This window comes from Kitasatospora sp. MMS16-BH015, assembly GCF_002943525.1.
Taxonomy (GTDB): domain Bacteria; phylum Actinomycetota; class Actinomycetes; order Streptomycetales; family Streptomycetaceae; genus Kitasatospora.
Window position 1 is genome coordinate 2,230,310 of sequence record NZ_CP025394.1, and the last position, 17,084, is coordinate 2,247,393.

The 17,084-nt window shown below is 73.9% G+C and carries 18 protein-coding genes and 1 riboswitch; of the genes, 9 read left to right on the forward strand and 9 right to left on the reverse strand.

What is annotated here, in order from left to right; translation table 11 throughout:
* Window positions 1-81 precede the first annotated feature (81 nt).
* Window positions 82-1,032 carry an NAD-dependent epimerase/dehydratase family protein gene (locus tag CFP65_RS09540; protein WP_104815702.1) on the forward strand — a complete coding sequence of 317 codons (951 nt, stop codon included), beginning with the start codon at window positions 82-84 and terminating at the stop codon, window positions 1,030-1,032.
* Window positions 1,002-4,379 carry an aminotransferase class I/II-fold pyridoxal phosphate-dependent enzyme gene (locus CFP65_RS09545; protein WP_371682392.1) on the forward strand — a complete coding sequence of 1,126 codons (3,378 nt, stop codon included), beginning with the start codon at window positions 1,002-1,004 and terminating at the stop codon, window positions 4,377-4,379. The genes CFP65_RS09540 and CFP65_RS09545 overlap by 31 nt, the downstream gene beginning before the upstream one ends.
* Before the next feature lie 7 nt (window positions 4,380-4,386).
* Here the strand turns inward: CFP65_RS09545 and CFP65_RS09550 are convergent, their stop codons facing one another.
* The 7 genes from CFP65_RS09550 to CFP65_RS09580 form a co-directional block, all read right to left on the reverse strand.
* Window positions 4,387-4,935 carry a toxin gene (locus tag CFP65_RS09550; protein ID WP_254552304.1) on the reverse strand — a complete coding sequence of 183 codons (549 nt, stop codon included), beginning with the start codon at window positions 4,933-4,935 and terminating at the stop codon, window positions 4,387-4,389.
* 17 nt (window positions 4,936-4,952) lie between these two features.
* Window positions 4,953-5,435, reverse strand: a complete 483-nt coding sequence (locus CFP65_RS09555; protein WP_104815703.1) for a helix-turn-helix domain-containing protein — start codon at window positions 5,433-5,435, stop codon at window positions 4,953-4,955.
* Window positions 5,436-5,763: 328 nt separating this feature from the next.
* The gene (locus CFP65_RS09560; RefSeq protein WP_104815704.1) at window positions 5,764-6,900 is read right to left on the reverse strand and encodes an MAB_1171c family putative transporter; all 1,137 of its coding nucleotides are present in this window, start codon (window positions 6,898-6,900) and stop codon (window positions 5,764-5,766) included.
* A 10-nt stretch (window positions 6,901-6,910) separates the two neighbouring features.
* Entirely contained in the window at window positions 6,911-7,582 is a 672-nt protein-coding gene (locus tag CFP65_RS09565; protein WP_254552305.1) for a TetR-like C-terminal domain-containing protein, read from the reverse strand.
* 117 nt (window positions 7,583-7,699) lie between these two features.
* Window positions 7,700-8,335, reverse strand: a complete 636-nt coding sequence (gene thiE, locus CFP65_RS09570) for a thiamine phosphate synthase (RefSeq protein ID WP_104815706.1) — start codon at window positions 8,333-8,335, stop codon at window positions 7,700-7,702.
* Complete coding sequence (locus tag CFP65_RS09575; protein ID WP_104815707.1) at window positions 8,335-8,700, reverse strand: Rv2175c family DNA-binding protein; 366 nt, start codon at window positions 8,698-8,700, stop codon at window positions 8,335-8,337. The genes thiE and CFP65_RS09575 overlap by 1 nt, the downstream gene beginning before the upstream one ends.
* A 127-nt stretch (window positions 8,701-8,827) precedes the next feature.
* Complete coding sequence (locus tag CFP65_RS09580; RefSeq protein ID WP_104815708.1) at window positions 8,828-10,021, reverse strand: NAD(P)/FAD-dependent oxidoreductase; 1,194 nt, start codon at window positions 10,019-10,021, stop codon at window positions 8,828-8,830.
* A 77-nt stretch (window positions 10,022-10,098) separates the two neighbouring features.
* Window positions 10,099-10,213, forward strand: a riboswitch (TPP riboswitch).
* Between CFP65_RS09580 and thiO the strand changes: the two genes are divergently transcribed.
* The 6 genes from thiO to CFP65_RS09610 all read left to right on the forward strand — a co-directional run bounded on the left by thiO (window position 10,208) and on the right by CFP65_RS09610 (window position 15,475).
* Complete coding sequence (gene thiO, locus CFP65_RS09585) at window positions 10,208-11,368, forward strand: glycine oxidase ThiO (protein WP_371682393.1); 1,161 nt, start codon at window positions 10,208-10,210, stop codon at window positions 11,366-11,368. It overlaps the preceding riboswitch by 6 nt.
* Before the next feature lie 5 nt (window positions 11,369-11,373).
* Window positions 11,374-11,574, forward strand: coding sequence for a sulfur carrier protein ThiS (gene thiS / locus CFP65_RS09590; RefSeq protein ID WP_104820743.1), 201 nt, complete (start codon window positions 11,374-11,376; stop codon window positions 11,572-11,574).
* A gap of 4 nt (window positions 11,575-11,578) precedes the next feature.
* Window positions 11,579-12,376 (forward strand): thiazole synthase, encoded by a 798-nt coding sequence (locus CFP65_RS09595; RefSeq protein WP_104815709.1) that lies wholly within the window; start codon window positions 11,579-11,581, stop codon window positions 12,374-12,376.
* Window positions 12,377-12,437: 61 nt separating this feature from the next.
* Window positions 12,438-13,082 carry an RDD family protein gene (locus tag CFP65_RS09600; RefSeq protein ID WP_254552306.1) on the forward strand — a complete coding sequence of 215 codons (645 nt, stop codon included), beginning with the start codon at window positions 12,438-12,440 and terminating at the stop codon, window positions 13,080-13,082.
* 49 nt (window positions 13,083-13,131) lie between these two features.
* Window positions 13,132-14,853: a Stk1 family PASTA domain-containing Ser/Thr kinase gene (pknB, locus tag CFP65_RS09605; protein ID WP_104815711.1), complete on the forward strand. Its 1,722-nt coding sequence runs from the start codon at window positions 13,132-13,134 to the stop codon at window positions 14,851-14,853.
* A gap of 31 nt (window positions 14,854-14,884) precedes the next feature.
* Window positions 14,885-15,475 (forward strand): hypothetical protein, encoded by a 591-nt coding sequence (locus CFP65_RS09610; RefSeq protein ID WP_158702115.1) that lies wholly within the window; start codon window positions 14,885-14,887, stop codon window positions 15,473-15,475.
* Between the two features lie 14 nt (window positions 15,476-15,489).
* Here CFP65_RS09610 and CFP65_RS09615 read toward each other — a convergent pair whose 3' ends face one another.
* Complete coding sequence (locus tag CFP65_RS09615) at window positions 15,490-16,119, reverse strand: sulfite oxidase-like oxidoreductase (protein WP_104815713.1); 630 nt, start codon at window positions 16,117-16,119, stop codon at window positions 15,490-15,492.
* A gap of 199 nt (window positions 16,120-16,318) precedes the next feature.
* Between CFP65_RS09615 and bfr the strand changes: the two genes are divergently transcribed.
* Entirely contained in the window at window positions 16,319-16,798 is a 480-nt protein-coding gene (gene bfr / locus CFP65_RS09620) for a bacterioferritin (RefSeq protein WP_104815714.1), read from the forward strand.
* Between the two features lie 19 nt (window positions 16,799-16,817).
* Here bfr and CFP65_RS09625 read toward each other — a convergent pair whose 3' ends face one another.
* On the reverse strand, window positions 16,818-17,057 hold the full coding sequence (locus tag CFP65_RS09625) for a bacterioferritin-associated ferredoxin (RefSeq protein WP_104815715.1): 240 nt from the start codon (window positions 17,055-17,057) through the stop codon (window positions 16,818-16,820).
* Window positions 17,058-17,084 lie beyond the last annotated feature (27 nt).

The following is a 17,084-nucleotide window of genomic DNA, read 5'->3' on the forward strand; positions in this document are numbered from 1 at the left end:
CCGGGGCCCTGACACTTCCTCCCCGAATCCTCCGGCAGAGACCTGACGTGGTCTCAACCAGTCCGCGCTAGTGTGCGAGCCGTGAGTCTTCATGTCGTTCTGGGATCCGGGCCCGCCGGGGCCGCCACCGCCGCCCTGCTCGCCGAGCACGGCCACCAGGTCAGGGTCGTCACCCGGCGCGGCGGCGCCGGCCTGCCCGCCGTACCGGGCGTCGAGCACCTCGCCCTGGACGCCTCCGACGCCGCCCGGCTGGCCACGGCCGCCGAGGGGGCCACCGCGCTCTACCACTGCGCCGCCCCGCCCTACCACCGCTGGGCCGCCGAGTGGCCGCCGCTCGGCGCGGCGGTCTGCGCCGCCGCCGAACGCACCGGCGCCGTCCTGGTGCTGGCGGGCAACCTCTACGGCTACGGCCCGGTCTCCGGCCCGCTGACCGAGGACCTGCCGCTCGCCGCCACCGGCCCCAAGGGCAGGGTCCGGGCCGCCCTCTGGGAGCAGGCCCGCAGCCTGCACGAGCAGGGGCGGATCCGCGCGGTCGAGCTGCGCGCCTCGGACTTCTTCGGCCCGGGCGTGACCGACGGCGGCCACCTGGCCGCCCGGGTGGTGCCCCGGCTGCTGGCCGGCAAGCCGGTCTCGGTGCTCGGTGACCCCGAGGTGCAGCACAGCTGGAGCTACCTGCCCGACCTGGCCCGCGGCCTGGTCGAGCTGGCCGGCCAGGAGCGGGCCTGGGGCCGGGCCTGGCACCTGCCGACCGCCCCGGCGCTCTCCGCCCGCGAGATGGTCACCCGGCTCGCCGACGAGGCCGGCACGATGCCGGTGCCCGTCCGCCCGCTGCCCCCGCTGGTGCTCGGCCTGGCCGGGCTGTTCTCCCCGCTGCTGCGCGAACTCAAGGAGATCCGCTACCAGTTCGACGCACCCTTCGTGCTGGACTCCAGCGCGTACGAGGCGGAGTTCACCGTCCGGGCCACCCCGTTGGAGGAGCAGCTGCGGGCCACCGTGGCCTGGTGGCGCGAGCGGACGGCCGGCCCGGCATGACCGGCCCGGCCGGGCCCCCGGCTCCGGAGCGGGAGGTCACGCCGAGCCGGGGCATCACGCCGAGCCGGGACGTAACGCCGGACCGGGACGTCGCCGTGGTCGGGATGGCCTGCCGCTTCCCCGGCGCGCGGGACCTCAACCAGTACTGGCGGCTGCTCACCGACCCCGCACCGCAGTTCGGCCCGATCCCGGATTCGCGCTGGCGGGCGGCCGCCTTCCGCAGCGAGGACTTCCGGGACAACGCCGCCGGCTACACCGACACCATGGCGCTGCTGCCCGAAGTGGGCCATTTCGACGCCGCGCACTACGGCATCCCGCCCCGGCGGGCCAAGTCGATGGACCCGCAGCACCGGCTGCTGATCGACCTGGCCCGGGAGGCGGTGCAGGACGCCGGCTGGGAGGTGGCCGGGTTCGACCGCGAGGAGACCTCGGTGATCACCTCGCTCACCGAGAGCGGGTACCGGGACATCAGCGCGATGCGGATCCGGGTCCGCCAGCTGGCCGGCGGCGAGTTCGGCGCCCGGGCCCCCGCCGGGCTGGCCGAGGCGGCCCGGGCGGTGGACGGCCTCCAGGGCACCTCGGTGGCCGGGCTGCTGCTCAACATGGGCCCCAGCACGGTCAGTTCGGTGCTCGACCTGCACGGCGAGAGCTACTCGCTGGATTCGGCCTGCTCGGGCGGGCTGCTCGCGGTGGCCAACGCGGTGCACGCGCTGCGGGCCGGCCGGTGCCGGATCGCCCTCGCGGGCGGCGCCCAACTCGTGCTCACCCCGGACCTGTTGGTGGGCCTCTGCCGGATCGGCGCGATCTCGCGCAGCGGCCGCTGCCTGCCGTTCGGCCGGGAGGCCGACGGGTTCGTGCTCGGCGAGGGGGCCGGGATGCTGGTGCTGCGACCGCTCGCCGAGGCGGTGGCGGCCGGCGACCGGGTCTACGCGGTGATCCGGGGCGTGGGCACCGCCAACGACGGCACCGTGCAGGGCGGCATGCACCCGCAGGCGGCGGGCCAGCTCCGCGCGCTGCGCCGGGCCTACCGGGACGCCGGCCTGCACCCCGGCGGCGTCGGCTACCTGGAGGCGCACGGCACCGGCACCACGGTGGGCGACCCGGTCGAGCTGGAGGTGCTCCGCTCCCTCCGGGGCGAGCGGCCCGCCCCCGCCCACCTGGGCGCCGTGAAGGCCGTGGTCGGCCACTCCCTCAACGCGGCCGGCCTGGCCGGCCTGATCAAGACCGTGCTGACCGTCCACCACGGCCTGATCCCGCCCCAGCCCGCCTTCGCCCCGGCCGCCGACCCCGCCCTCGTCGCGGCCGGCCTCACCATCCCCACCGTCCCGACCCCCTGGCTCGCCGACGGCCCCCGCCGCGCGGGGGTCAGCGCCTTCGGCTTCGGCGGCACCGGAGTCCACCTCGTCCTGGAGGAGCACCCGGCCGCCCCGGCCACCCCCGCCCCCGGCCGCTACCTCCTCCCCCTCACCGCCCGCGACCTCCCCGGCCTGGCCCGCCACGCCCGCGCCCTCGCCGAGACCCTCGCCACCGACCAGCCCCCGCTCCCCTCAGTGGCCGCCACCCTGGCCACCCGCACCCCCCTGACGGAACACCTGACCATCGAGGCGGGCGACACCGCCGAGGCGATCCGCAGACTCCACGCGGTCGCCGACGCCCTGACCACCGGCCGCCCGGCACCCGACACCGTGCCCGCAGCCACCGCGCCCACTGCCGCGCCGCCCGTCCGGGCACCGCTCTGCACCCTCCCCCCGAGCCCGCTCGCACCCCGGCACCACTGGGTGGTTGCCGCCGAAGCCCGCGAACTCGGCACCGCCCCCACCCCTGCTCCCGACCCGACAGCGACCGCGCCGATGTCCTCCTCCCCCACCACCACCGTCCTCGAAGAGGTCTCGCGGACCGGCGTCTTCCCCCTCTCCGACCTCGGCGGCGCCCTGGAGCTGGTCGCCGACCTCGGCTTCGACTCCCTGATGCTCCAGGAGCTCTCCGCCGGCCTGGCCCGCCGGATACCCGGCTTCCCCGCCGAGGAGGTGTACCGGCCCGGGCTGACCGTGGACCGGCTGCTCGCCCTGGCCGACCCGGGAGCGCCACGGCCGGCCGTGGCGCCCGGTCCGGTGCTGCCCCGGCAGCGCGACGCGGCGTGGGCCGGCGGCGGCCTGGACGACCTCCCGGAGCTGCGCGAGTTCGAGACGCGGCTGGGCCGGGTGACCGGGAGCGGGGCCGCGTACCCGTACTTCCGGGTGCACCGGGGGACCATCCGCGGCACCACCCATGTCGACGGCCGGGAGTACCTCTCCTTCGGCAGCTACAACTACCTGGGCCTGTCCGGCCATCCGGCCGTCAACGAGGCGGTGCACCGCGCGGTCGAGCGCTACGGCACCTCCGTCTCCGCCAGCCGGGTGCTCTCCGGGGAGCGCGAGCTGACGGTCCGGCTGGAGCGGGCGCTGGCCGAGTTCCTCGGGGTGCCGGACTGCCTGACCCTGGTGAGCGGGCACGCGACCAACGTGACCGCGATCGGGCACCTGGTCGGCCCGGGCGACCTGGTGCTGCACGACGCCCTCGCGCACGACAGCATCCTCCAGGGCTGCCTGCTCTCCGGCGCCGCCCGCCGCCCCTTCGCGCACAACGACACCGCCCAGCTGGAGCACCTGCTCCGGCTCAACCGGCACCGCTTCCGGCGGGTGCTGATCGCCGTCGAGGGCGCGTACAGCATGGACGGCGACCTGGTCGACCTGCCCGCCGTGGTCGAGCTCAAGCAGCGGTACGGGGCGCTGCTGATGGTGGACGAGGCGCACAGCATCGGCACGGTGGGGGCCACCGGCCGGGGCGTGGGCGAGCACTTCGGGGTGGAGCGGTCGGGGGTGGACCTCTGGATGGGCACGCTCTCCAAGGCCTTCGCCAGCTGCGGCGGCTACCTGGGCGGTTCGGCCCGGGCGATCCGCTGGCTGCGGCACACCCTGCCCGGCTTCGTCTACAGCGTGGGCCTCACCCCGGCCAACGCGGCGGCGGCGCTGGCCGCCACCGAGCTGATCGAGCGCGAGCCCGGCCGGATCCTGGCGCTGCGGCGCAACGCCGAGCTCTTCCTCGACCGGGCCCGGGCCGCCGGGCTGCGCACCGGGGCCGGCGCCGGCACCCCGATCGTGCCGGTGCTGCTCGGCGACTCCGCGCGGACCCTGCAGGTGGCCGACCGGCTCTACCGGCGCGGGGTGATCGCCGACCCGATCTTCCACCCGGCCGTGGAGGAGGGCCTCTCCCGGCTGCGCTTCTTCGTCACCGCCGACCACCACCCGGAGTCGATCCGCGAGGCGGTCGCGGTGGTCGCCGAGGAGGTGGCCGCCACCCGGGTCTGACGCTCCGTCAGATCAGGGTCCGCTCCATCAGGCCGGCCCGCCCGTCGCCGTCCTCCGGCCCGGTCTCCCCGGCCGGGTCGGGGGTGCCGACCCGCTGGGAGAGCAGGTAGGCGATGATCTCGGCCTCCTGCTCCTGCACGTCGTCGTAGGTGGCCCGCAGCAGCATGTCGCGGACCAGATCGGGGTCGAGATTGGGGAAGAGCAGGCGGGCGCCAGCCTCGTCCAGCCCGCCGGCGCCCCGGTGGCAGCAGATGATGTGGCCCAGCTCGTGCAAGATGATGTGCTCCTGGTGCGCGCCGGTGGTGTTGGCGTCGTAGAAGATCAGGTCCTCGTCCCGGGCGGCCACCCACATGCCGCAGGGGTGCGAGGCGGGCATCGGCATCGGCACCAGGGTGATCGGGCGCCCCCGGACGGCGCCCAGGTAGGCGCAGAGCTCGATGACGTCGGCCACCTCGGGCAGGCCCAGCTCGGCGATCCGGCGGGAGCCGTCCTTGCGGAGCTTCTTCAGCTGACCGCGCCGGTCCTGGGAGGCCGCGCGGCCCTTCCGGGCGGCCATCCACTCCCCCGGGCCCTTCACCCCCGCTCCGCCTCCCCGCCCGCGTCCTCCACCGGCGGCAGCCCCTGGAGCTGCCGGTACTGGTCCATGATGGCCGTGATGGCCTGGAGGTTCTCCTTCTTCATCCCGGCCGCCCGCATCGCGATCGCCCGCACCCCGGCCGAGCGCAGCGCCTCGATCGCGGCCACCTCGCCGAGCACCGACTCGGCCACCTGGTCGTCGAAGAAGTAGGCCACCGAGACGCCGAAGAACCGGGCCAGGCCGGACAGCAGCTCCGGAGAGGGGTTGGAGCGCTTGCCGGTGCGCAGCTGGGAGAGGTAGACCCCGCCGACCTTGAGCTCGGGGTTGGCCCGCTTGAGCTCCTCGGCCACCTCGGCGTTGGTCCAGTGCCGGCCCTTGGGGCGCACCGACTTGAAGAGGTTGTCCAGTCGTACGGCGAGCACCGCCCGGTCGTCCACGCGGCCCTCGGCCCGCTCACCGGTCTCGTCGGTCTCAGCCATCGTGGATCTCCCCCTGTCACCCCCATAGTTAGCCCTTGGCTATACGTCAGTTTCGCAGATTAGCTGTCAGTTGACAATCAGCCCGGACTCCGACAACGTTGGGTCTCGCCGATAGCTGGCAGCTAATTCACTCACGGGGGTGTCCGAGTGAGCTGCCGCTACGCGCCGACCGGTCCGGCTCTCGGGGGAGTGCCCGTACCGGGCGGTGCAGCGGCGGAGGGGGGAACGGGGAAAAGAAAGACCCGCCCGGTCTGACGGGGGTGCAGACCGGGCGGGAGCTTCGGGGGGAACGCCGACTGACGCGGCGTCAGGAGCGCCGGGGGGCGCTTCAACCCACGTGGCTCAGTCTACGGTAGGCAGCGGCCACCTGGGTGAGCCAAGCGACTTCGGCTCCGAAGTTGTCGTTGTCACGGTCCTCGAACTCGCCCTCGTCCTTGCTCGCCGCCGGCACGGTGCCGGTGCGCTTGGCCCGGAGGGCCAGCCGGATCTGCGCCGCCTCGGCCTGCGCCTGCCCGGCCGCCTCGGCATCACCCGGCTCCGCCGGACGCTCGATGTACGGGCGCAACTCCCGCCAGCCGTCCCGGATCTCGACCACCCGCCGGTGCAGCCGGTAGTCCAGGTCGGAGACCGCCGCGCCCGGCGGCTCCAGCGCGATGTCCGGCGAGTTCTCGTACAGGTCCCGCCAGAGCGGGTAGAGCGCCCGGTACGAACGGTAACTCCGCGCCCAGCCCAGCAGCTTGGCGACCGGCGGCCCCCAGGAGGAGATGCTCAGGCTGAGCGAGAGGGTGACGATGCCGATCGCACTGAAGAGGTTCGAGGCCAGCTGCCAGAGCCCGATGTCCACCCCGGAGGCCGCGGTCAGGATGTTGACCGTCCGCGCCGAGCAGTAGAGGAACAGGATCCCGGCCGACACCCAGAGCATCCGCAGCGCCTGGCGCAGCGAGGCGTTCTCGGTCATCCGCAGGTAGGCGGCGCACTGCCGGAAGATGGTCAGGCAGGGCACCGCCTGGGAGAGGATGAACACCAGCAGGTAGGTGAGCACCAGCGGGCTGCCGCTGCCGCTGTTGAAGTCCTCGGCCGGCCGGCCGGAGCCGTCCGCCACGAAGAACAGCACCACCAGCAGCACCGAGAGCACCGCCCCGGCCCAGAGCCAGTACCTGCCCCGGCGGGCCGCCTCCTCGGCGTCCAGCGCCCACCGCAGCAGGATCACCTGCGCGCTGACGCAGAAGGCCACCGCGGCCACGTGCATGATCAGGATCGCGAGGTTGCCCACTCCGAGGAAGGCGCCCCCGCCCATGGCGATCGCACCCATGGTGAAGGTCAGGCACTGGAGCACCAGCGTGACGAGCAGCGCCCGGTAGGCGCCGTCCCGCCAGCTGCGGCGCACCTGCCCGAGCCGGTAGACGAGGGCGGCGTACGAGGAGAGCGCCGCGATGACGAAACAGAGCGTTCTGGTCAGGTTCAAGGTGCCGTGCTCAGCCCGTCGTCTCGGCGGGTATCACGGTCAGGCCGACGGACTCCGCCGCCACCGCGACCGCGTAGTCGAAGAAGGCCGTCTCGTCACGCACGCTGTCGTGCGTCCGGCTGAACACCTGGAAGACCAGCAGCCCCACCAGGCTGCTCCAGAACACGATCCCACGCTCGATCAGGTCCGCGAACGGCCCCTCCGGCGCCCCGCCGAACAGCTCCACCGCCTCCGGCAGCAGCAGCGAGGCCCCCGTCAACGGCCGGGCCGGCGGCTTGAGTTCGCCCGCCATCAGCGCGCCCCGGACGATCCCCGCCAGCACCGCGGGCGTCCGCGAGGCCGGCGGCACGGTGGTCTGCGGAGCGTGGTAGCCGGGCACCGGCGAGCCGTACACCAGGGTGAACTCCCCCGGGTTGGCGAAGGCCCAGGCCCGCAGCGCCCGCGTCACGGCGAGCAGCCGCTCGCCGGCCGGAGCCGCCGGATCGTCGGCCTGCTCCATCGCCTCACCGGAGGCGTTGTACGCGTCGATCAGGAGGGCGGTGAGGAGGTCGTCCCGGTGCGGGAAGACTGCCGTCACCTCGGCCAACGGCAGACCCGCCGCTGTCGCCACCCCCTCCAGCGAGAGCTGCCCCGCCCCCACTGTCCCCAACAGTTGACGTGCTGTCGCCTTTATGACATTCATGCGACAAGGGTAATTCTTCAGGGGCTCGGGGAACTGCGAGGGCATGCGAAGGGGCGTGCACTCCTTGACGAGTACACGCCCCAGGGGATGCCCTCGCAGTTCCCCGAGCCCCCGTGGTCAGAGCTTTGAACGAAGAGCCGCCGCAGCTGCTCCCGGATCCTCGGCAGCAGTGATGGCCCGGACCACGACGACGCGGGTCGCGCCCGCCGCCAGCACCTCGTCCAGGTTGTCCAGGTCGATGCCGCCGATGGCGAACCAGGGCCGGTCCGTGCCGGAGGCCGCCGCGTAGCGGACCAGGTCCAGTCCGGGAGCGTGCCGGCCGGGCTTGGTCGGGGTGGGCCAGACCGGGCCGGTGCAGAAGTAGTCGACGCCGGGCTCGGTCAGGGCCGTGTCGACCTCCGACTCGGCGTGGCAGGAGCGGCCGATCAGGATCTCCTCGCCGAGGATGGCGCGGGCGGCCGGGACGGGGAGGTCGTCCTGGCCGAGGTGGAGCACCTGCGGGCGGGCCGCGTGGGCCACGTCGGCCCGGTCGTTGACCGAGAAGAGCTTGCCGTGGCGGCGGGCCGCGTCGGCCAGGATCTCCAGGTGCTCGAGCTCCTGCTTGGCCTCCAGGGCCTTGTCGCGGAGCTGGACGATGTCGACCCCGCCCGCGTAGACGGCGTCCAGGAACTGGGCGAAGTCGCCCTGCTCGCGCCGTGCGTCGGTGCACAGGTAGAGCAGGGCGTCGGCGAGCTGCGCCCGCGCCTCGGCCATCAGATCAGCTCCGCCTGGGCGCGGCGCTTGACCTCGGTGCCGCGGTTCTCCCGCAGGGCCTGGATCGGGCTGCCGGGCAGGGTCGGGTCCTCGGTGAACATCCACTCCAGGATCTCCTGGTCGGTGAAGTGGCAGTCCCGCAGCACCGTCAGGGTGCCGACCAGGTGCTTCACCGGGCCGGTCTCGTCGATGAACGCGGCCGGCACCTGGAGCGTGTTGTTCGGCCCGCGCCGCACGGTGATCAGCTGCTTGGCGCGCACCATGTCGCGCACCTCGAGGATGGACACGCCCCACTGCTCGGCGATGTCCGGCAGGTGCAGCCAGGCGGGGACAAGGGCTTCAATCTTCGCTTCGATCTCACTCACACTGCACAGGGTGCCACAGCCCCGCGCCGCCCCCGCCCGACCTCACCGCACAGCCGACCTCACCGCCCAGCCGGCCTCACCGCCCAGCCGGCCTCACCGCCCAGCCGGCCTCACCGCACAACCGGCCTCACCGCACGCAGGCCTTGAGCTGCACCGCCGGGTCGGCTGCCAGCGCGGCGTCCAGCTCGGCACCGCTGCCGATCAGCTTGCGCCCCTGGTTGAGGTCGCGCGGCCGGTCCACCGCGAGCAGGCCGATCAGTCGCCCGGCCCGCAGCCAGAGCACGGACCAGGCCGCGTCGTCCTCGCCGCCGCGCTCGACCACCTGGTCGGCCTCCGCGTGCCGCCCGGCGTACTGGACCATCCGTCCGAACTGCTCGGACCAGAAGTAGGGCACCGGGTCGTAGGGCTCCGGCGCCCCGAGCACCGAGGCGGCCGCCGCCCGGCCGGATTGGAGCGCGTGGTCCCAGTGCTGCACGGTGAGGCGCCGGCCGGCCCGGGCGGAGGGGTAGGAGACGCAGTCGCCGGCCGCCCAGACGCCGGGCAGGTCGGTGCGCAGGTGCTCGTCCACCAGCACCGCGCCCCGCTGGTCCAGCCCGACCGGGCCGCCCGAGAGCCAGCCGGTGGCCGGGCGGGCGCCGATGCCCACCACCACCTCGTCGGCCGGCACCCGGCTGCCGTCGGCGAGCAGCAGCGCGCCCGGCTCCACGGCGGCCACCGCCGCCCCGCAGCGCAGCGAGACCCCGGCCTCGCCGTACCACTCGGCCAGCCGCAGCCCGAGCTCGACGGGCAGCGCCCCGGCCAGCGGCACCGGCGCGGCCTCCACCACCGTCACCTCGCAGCCCAGCTGCCGGGCCACCGTGGCGGTCTCGGCCCCGATCCAGCCCGCGCCGACCAGCGCGATCCGCGCCCCGGCCACCAGCCGGGGGCGCAGCGCCAGGGCGTCCTCCACCGTGCGGAGCACGTGGCCGCCCTCGGCGCCCGGCAGCGGCACCGCGACGGAGCCGGTGGCGATCACCAGCGCCTCGTACGGCAGGTCGCCGCCGTCGGTGTGCAGCGTCCCGGGGGTCAGCCCGGTGGCCCGGCGGCCGGTCAGCAGCTCGACCCCGTACTCGGCCCAGTCGATGTCCAAGGTGGTGGTGTCCCGCTTGCCCAGCAGCACGTCCTTGGAGAGCGGCGGCCGGTCGTACGGCGCGTGCCGCTCCTCCCCCACCAGCGTGATCGACCCCCGCCAGCCGCCCTGCCGGAGCATCAGCGCACACTGCGCCCCCGCCAGCCCGGCCCCGACGACGACCACCCGTCCCGCTTCAGTCAGCTCAGCCACGCCGTCACCCTACCGAGGGGTGTCCACGCCTCGTACGCGTCTTCGGGCACAAAGCGGACCGGCGTAAGGTGAGGGGGTTCCGACATCACGGGAGCCCGGGCGTGACCGGGCTGAGAGGCGGGCTGGTACGGCCTGCGACCGTCCGAACCTGATCCGGGTCATTCCGGCGAAGGGAGAAGCCTGACTGTGGCACGCGAAGAATCGGCACCGGACGTCCTGGTGGTCGGCGGCGGCGTCATCGGCCTGGCCGTGGCCTGGCGGGCGGCCCAGCGGGGCCTCGCCGTCACCGTGCTGGACCCGGCGCCGGGGGGCGGAGCCGTCCAGGTCGCGGCGGGCATGCTCGCCCCCGTCACCGAGCTCCAGTACAACGAGGAGCCGCTGCTCCGGCTCGGCATGGCCTCGAACGAGCGGTACGCGGCCTTCGCCGCCGAGCTCACCGAGCTCACCGGCCTGGACACCGGCTACCGGGCCACCGGCACGCTGGCCGTGGCGCTGGACGCGGACGACCGCGAGGAGCTGCGCGAGCTGCACGCCTTCCACGGGCGGCTCGGCCTCGCCTCCGAGTGGCTCACCGGCCGCGAGTGCCGCAAGTTGGAGCCCATGCTCGCCCCGGGCGTCCGCGGTGGCCTGCACGTGGCCGAGGACCACCAGGTGGACGGCCGCCGGCTGGCGCGGGCGCTGCTCGCGGCGGGCGCGGCGGCGGGGGTGCGCCTCCACCGGGCCGAGGCCGCCGAGCTGCTGGTCACCGGGGGCCGGGCCACCGGGGTCCGGCTGGCGGACGGGAGCACGCTGACGGCCGGTCAGCTGGTGCTGGCCGCCGGCTGCCGCAGCCACCTGCTGGCCGGGCTGCCCGCCGGGGTGCTGCCGCCGGTGCGGCCGGTGAAGGGGCAGGTGCTGCGGCTGCGGATCCCGCCCGCGTACGCGCCCTTCCTCTCCCGCAACCTCCGGGCCGTGGTGCGCGGGCAGCACATCTACCTGGTGCCGCGCGCGGACGGGGAGTTGGTGATCGGGGCGACCAGCGAGGAGCAGGGCTTCGACACCACCGTGACGGCCGGCGGGGTGTACGAGCTGCTGCGGGACGCGCACGAGCTCGTCCCGGGGCTGACCGAGCTGCCGCTGGTGGAGACCGGCGCGGGGCTGCGGCCCGGCTCGCCGGACAACGCCCCGCTGCTCGGCCCCACCGCCCTGCCCGGCCTGACCGCCGCCACCGGCCACTACCGCAACGGCGTGCTGCTCACGCCGGTGACGGCCGACCTGATCGCCGAACAGCTCGCCACCGGCCGCACGCCGGAGCTCGCCCTGCCCTTCTCCCCCGCCCGCTTCAGCTCCCCCGAGGCCGCCCGATGAACACCATCACCCTGACCGTCAACGGCGAGCCCCGCGAGGTGGCCCCCGCGACCACCCTCGCCGAGGTGGTCGCCGCGCTGAGCAAGGCCCCGACCGGGGTGGCGGCGGCGCTCAACGAGACCGTGGTGCCGCGCGGCGCCTGGCCCACCACCACCCTCGACGCGGGCGACCGGGTCGAGATCCTCACCGCCGTCCAGGGAGGCTGAACCGATGGCCGACGACCTGTTCACCATCGCCGGCACGAGCTTCACCTCGCGCCTGATCATGGGGACCGGCGGCGCCCCGAGCCTGGAGATCCTGGAGCAGGCCCTGCGGGCCTCCGGCACCGAGCTGACCACGGTGGCGATGCGCCGGATCAACGCCGCCACCCAGGGCTCGGTGCTCGACGTGCTGGCCCGCAACTCGATCCGGGTGCTGCCCAACACGGCCGGCTGCTTCACCGCCGGGGAGGCCGTGCTGACCGCCCGGCTGGCCCGCGAGGCGCTCGGCACCGACTGGGTCAAGCTGGAGGTGATCGCCGACGAGCGCACCCTGCTGCCCGACCCGATCGAGCTGCTCGACGCCGCCGAGACGCTGGTGGACGACGGCTTCACCGTGCTCCCGTACACCAACGACGACCCGGTGCTGGCCCGCAAGCTGGAGGACGTGGGCTGCGCGGCGATCATGCCGCTGGGCTCCCCGATCGGCTCGGGCCTGGGCATCCGCAACCCGCACAACTTCCAGCTGATCGTGGAGAACGCAGGTGTCCCGGTGGTGCTGGACGCGGGCGCCGGCACCGCCTCCGACGTGGCGCTGGCGATGGAGCTGGGCTGCGCCGCCGTGATGCTGGCCTCGGCCGTGACCAGGGCCCAGCACCCGGTGCTGATGGCCGAGGCGATGCGGCACGCCACCGAGGCGGGCCGCCTGGCCCACCGGGCCGGGCGGATCCCCAAGCGCTTCCACGCCGAGGCCTCCTCCACCATGGCCGGCCGGGCCGACCTGGACCACCGCGAACGCCCGGCGTTCTGAGCCCCTGCACGGCCCCTCTAAGCTGACCGGGTTCGCGATCAGCACGCTGTAGGGGGAGCACGTGGCGGTATTCGGGATGGGCAGGCGCGGGCTGGCCTGGCTGGTCGATTTCGCGTTGGTCATCGGTCTCGCCTGCCTGCTGGCGGTGTTCACCTTCCACCGGATCGGGGCGCTGGTCACCGACGTGCCGGGCCTGGCGGCCAAGGGCGGCTGGGGGCTGCTCACCTCGCACGGCGACTACCTGCGCACCGGCGAGCAGCTCGGCCGCTCGCTCTGGCACAGCGCGGTGCGCGACGTGCAGCAGGGCTTCGCCGCGCTGGTGGTCTGCACCTTCCTCTACCAGTTCCTCTGCCTCGGCTACGGCCGCCGCACCCTCGGCAAGCTGGCGCTCGGCCTGCAGGTGCTGCCCGCTGAAGTCGGCGTGCTGGGGAAGGGCCGGGCGGCGGGCCGGGCCGCCGTGACCACGGTGGCCGACGTGGCGCTGATCTCGATCGCGCTGGCCGCGCTGGCCCAGGGCTCCGTGGTGGTGGCGATCTTCTGCTGGGCCCTGGCCATCGCGGGGTTCTGGGCCAACGCGCTGCCCGTGCTCTTCCCCGGCCGCCGCTCGCTGGCCGACCGGCTGGCCGGCACCGTGGTGGCCGCCACCGCGCTGCCCGGCTGGGAGGACGTGCGGCAGAGCCAGGCCTACGAGTACCTGCGCCGCTGACCCGTGTCCGGGCGGCGGCCACCGCGGCCGGGCCTGCCAGAATGTCCGGATGGACACCTCGCTGCACGACCCCCTGATCGGCACCCTCCTGGACGGCCGGTACCGGGTCGAGCAGCTGATCGCGACCGGCGGGATGGCCACCGTCTACCGGGCCACCGACACCCGGCTCGACCGGGTGCTGGCGGTCAAGGTGATGCACCCGGGCCTGGCGGCCGACGCCGAGTACTCGGCCCGCTTCATCCGCGAGGCCAAGGCCGTGGCCCGGCTGGCCCACCCGAACGTGGTGAACGTCTTCGACCAGGGCACCGACGGCGGCCGGGTCTTCCTGGCCATGGAGTACGTGCCCGGCCGCACCCTGCGCGACCTGCTCCGCGACCGCGGCGCGCTCAGCGCCCGGGCCGCGCTGGACGTGCTGGAGCCGGTGCTGGCGGCGCTCGGCGCGGCGCACCGGGCCGGTCTGGTGCACCGGGACGTGAAGCCGGAGAACGTGCTGATCACCGAGGGCGGCCTGGTCAAGGTGGCCGACTTCGGCCTGGTCCGGGTGCTCGACGACTCCACCCGCACCAGCACCGGCACGGCCGGCACGGTGCTGGGCACCGTGGCCTACCTGGCCCCCGAGCAGATCCGCCCGGAGGGCGAGACCGACCAGCGGGTGGACGTCTACGCGGCGGGCATCCTGCTGTACGAGCTGCTGACCGGCGCCCGCCCGCACACCGGCGAGAACCCGGTGCAGGTGATCTACCAGCACCTGCACGAGGACGTGCCGCCGCCCTCGCGGACCACCCCGACGGTGGCCCCCGAGCTGGACGCGATAGTCGCCGCCGCCACGGCGCGCGACCCGCAGGGCCGCCCGCACGACGCGGTGGCCCTGCTGGCCGCGCTCCAGCGGGCCCGCCGCGCGCTGACCCCGGCCCAGCTGGACGCCGAGCCGCCGGCCTCGCTCCGGCCGACCCCGGTGCACCCGACCACCGAGCCGACCACCGCCCTGACCGCCGCGCTCACCCGCACCACCGTCCAGCAGCTGCCGCCCGAGCTGCTGATCACCCGCCCGTTCGACGAGCCGCTGCCCGAGCGCCCGCCCCGGCGCCGCCGCTCGCGCCGCCCGCTGGTCTGGGGCGTGGTGCTCGCGGTGCTGCTCACCCTGGTCGGCGGCACCACCTACGTGCTCTCCGAGGCGCTCTACACCCAGGTACCCAGCGTGCTCGGCCAGCGCGAGGACCAGGCGGTGGCCACGCTCGACCAGGCCGGCCTGCAGGGGGTGTTCACCCAGGACTTCAGCGAGACGGTGCCCACCGGCCAGGTGATCGCCACCGACCCGGGGGTCGGCGCCCGGGTGCGCAAGAGCGACCCGGTGAAGGTCTCCCTCTCCAAGGGCCCGCAGCGGATCGCCGTGCCCAATCTGACCGGCCTGACCCAGGACGAGGCCGAGAAGTCGCTCACCACGGCCGGCCTGACGGCGGGCACCGTGGACGAGGAGTACAGCGACACCGTGGAGGAGGGCGACGTGATCTCCTCCTCCCCAGGCACCGGCGCCCCGCTCCCGGTCGGCTCCGCGGTGGCCCTGACGGTCAGCAAGGGGATGACCCCGGTGCCGGACGTGAAGGGCATGACCCGCGAGGACGCCGCGAAGGCGCTCTCCGACGCCGGCTTCCAGCTCCGGGTCACCGGCCTCAACACCATCAGCCTCGGCAAGGCCAAGACCCAGACCCCGGCGGCGGGCCAGCCGCTCCGTCAGGGCAGCCCGGTGGACGTGGACTTCAGCCTGTTCTAGGGGCGTTCGAATGCTCCGCTACTGTGGTCCGGTGATCCAGCAGCTGACCGAGTTCACGGTCTCCCTCGACTACGGCCGGGCGCACACCACCTTCCTGCTGCACGTGCCGGGGCAGGCCGAGCCGGTGGCCCGGATGCACAAGGAAGCGGCCTACGACCACGCCCAGCTCTACGAGGTGCGCACCGGCCCCGGCCTCGACCGGCTCGCGGGGTACGTGAGCACCTTCTTCGCGCTGGCCCCGGACCGCTCCCGGATCGGCGAGGTCAACCACGAGAGCAGGTCCTGGAGGCACGACCTGTTCACCTTCGCGCAGGCGGGCCTGGCCCCGCTGACCGGCGAGCCGGTCGGGCTGGCCAACAAGGCCCGCCGCACGCTGCCGGTGCTCGACTGGGGCGTGGTGGACGCGGCGCTCAGGTTCGAGATGCGCTACCGCTCGGCCGAGTCGGCGGGCTTCGAGTTCGCCCGCGAGGCCGGGGTGCGGGCGAGCTACACCGTCACCGTGCACGACCCGCGGATCGACCGGGTCCTGCTGCTGGCCTGCCTGGTCCACTTCAACAGCTACGGCACCACGGACCTGCGCAAGGGCATCGTGGACGTGACGGCCAACCCGTTCAAGGCCTGAGCCGCCCGGCGCGGCTACCGCAGCGGCCCGTCACCGGGCTCCTCCTGGTAGGAGTAACGCTTCTCCGCCCACGGGTCGGCGAGGTTGTGGTAGCCGCGCTCCTCCCAGAAGCCCCGGCGGTCCGCCCGCATGTACTCGATCGCGCGGACCCACTTGGGGCCCTTCCAGGCGTACCGCCCGGGCACCACCAGCCGGACCGGGAAGCCGTGCTCCACGGTGAGCGGCTCGCCGTCGTGGTGGGTGGCGAAGACGGTGCTCCCGTCCGCGAACTCGGCCAGCGGCAGGTTGGCGCTGTAGCCGAACTCGGCCCAGACCATCACGTGGGTGACCCGCTCGTCCGGCGGCACCAGGTCGAGCAGGGTGCGCGCGGCCACCCCGCTCCACTCGTTGTCGAGCATCGAGAACCGGGTCACGCAGTGGAAGTCGGCCCGCACGGTGACCCGGGGCAGCGCGTGGAACTCCTCGAAGCTCCAGCTGTGCTTCTCGGCCGAGGCGGTGGCCCCGAACACCTGGAGATCCCAGGTCAGCGGCTTGAACCGGGGCACCGGCCCGTAGTGCAGCACCGGCCAGCCGCGCTGCAAGCGCTGGCCGGGCGGGAGTCTCGGGTCAGCCGGCTCAGCTGATGCGTGTTCGGTCTGACCCATGGCTCCATGGTGACAGACGGCGGACGAACTGCAGCGCGCGCCCCCACCGGGCGCTGCGCGCCACCCCCACCCGGGCGGCGCATTCCTCCGGGAAATCGGATATTCCTACACATAATGCACTAAGTGTGAACTTACTGGATATTCCCCCCTTCGGGGTGCCACCATGCGCTCAACAGCAGGCAGCGAGGAAGGCACCGCCATGAAGGGCGACCCCGAGGTCATCGAGTTCCTGAACGAGCAGCTCACCGCCGAGCTCACGGCGATCAACCAGTACTTCCTGCACAGCAAGATGCAGGAGAACTTCGGCTGGGTGAAGCTCGCCAAGTACACCCGGCACGAGTCCATCGACGAGATGAAGCACGCCGAGGTACTGACCGACCGGATCCTCTTCCTCGACGGCCTGCCCAACTACCAGCGGCTGTTCCACGTCCGGATCGGCCAGACGGTCAAGGAGATGTTCGAGGCCGACCGCCAGGTCGAGGTGGAGGCGATCGACCGGCTGCGGCGCGGCATCGTGGTCATGCGGGCCAAGAACGACGTGACCTCGGCCAACATCTTCGAGTCGATCCTGGCCGACGAGGAGCACCACATCGACTACCTGGACACCCAGCTCGAACTGCTGGAGTCCCTCGGCGAGGCGCTCTACCTGGCCCAGCTGATCGAGCAGCCCGAGAGCTGACCGCTCAGGCGGCGCCCGTTCAGGCGGCGTCGACCAGCTGGGTCTCCGGCTCAGCCAGCCCGAGCCGGGCGGCGAGCCTTGCTGTCGGGCACGGGCGGGCCCCGTGCTCTCCCAGCAGGGCCTGGATCCGCCGCACGCAGGAGCCGCAGTCGGTGCCGGCCTTGCAGCCCTGGGCTATCCGGCGCGGGGTGTCGGCACCCGCGTCGATCTGGTCCTTGACCTGGGCCTCGGTGACCGCATGGCACATGCACACGTACATCGCGGACTCTCCCAGGGCGGTGCGGGT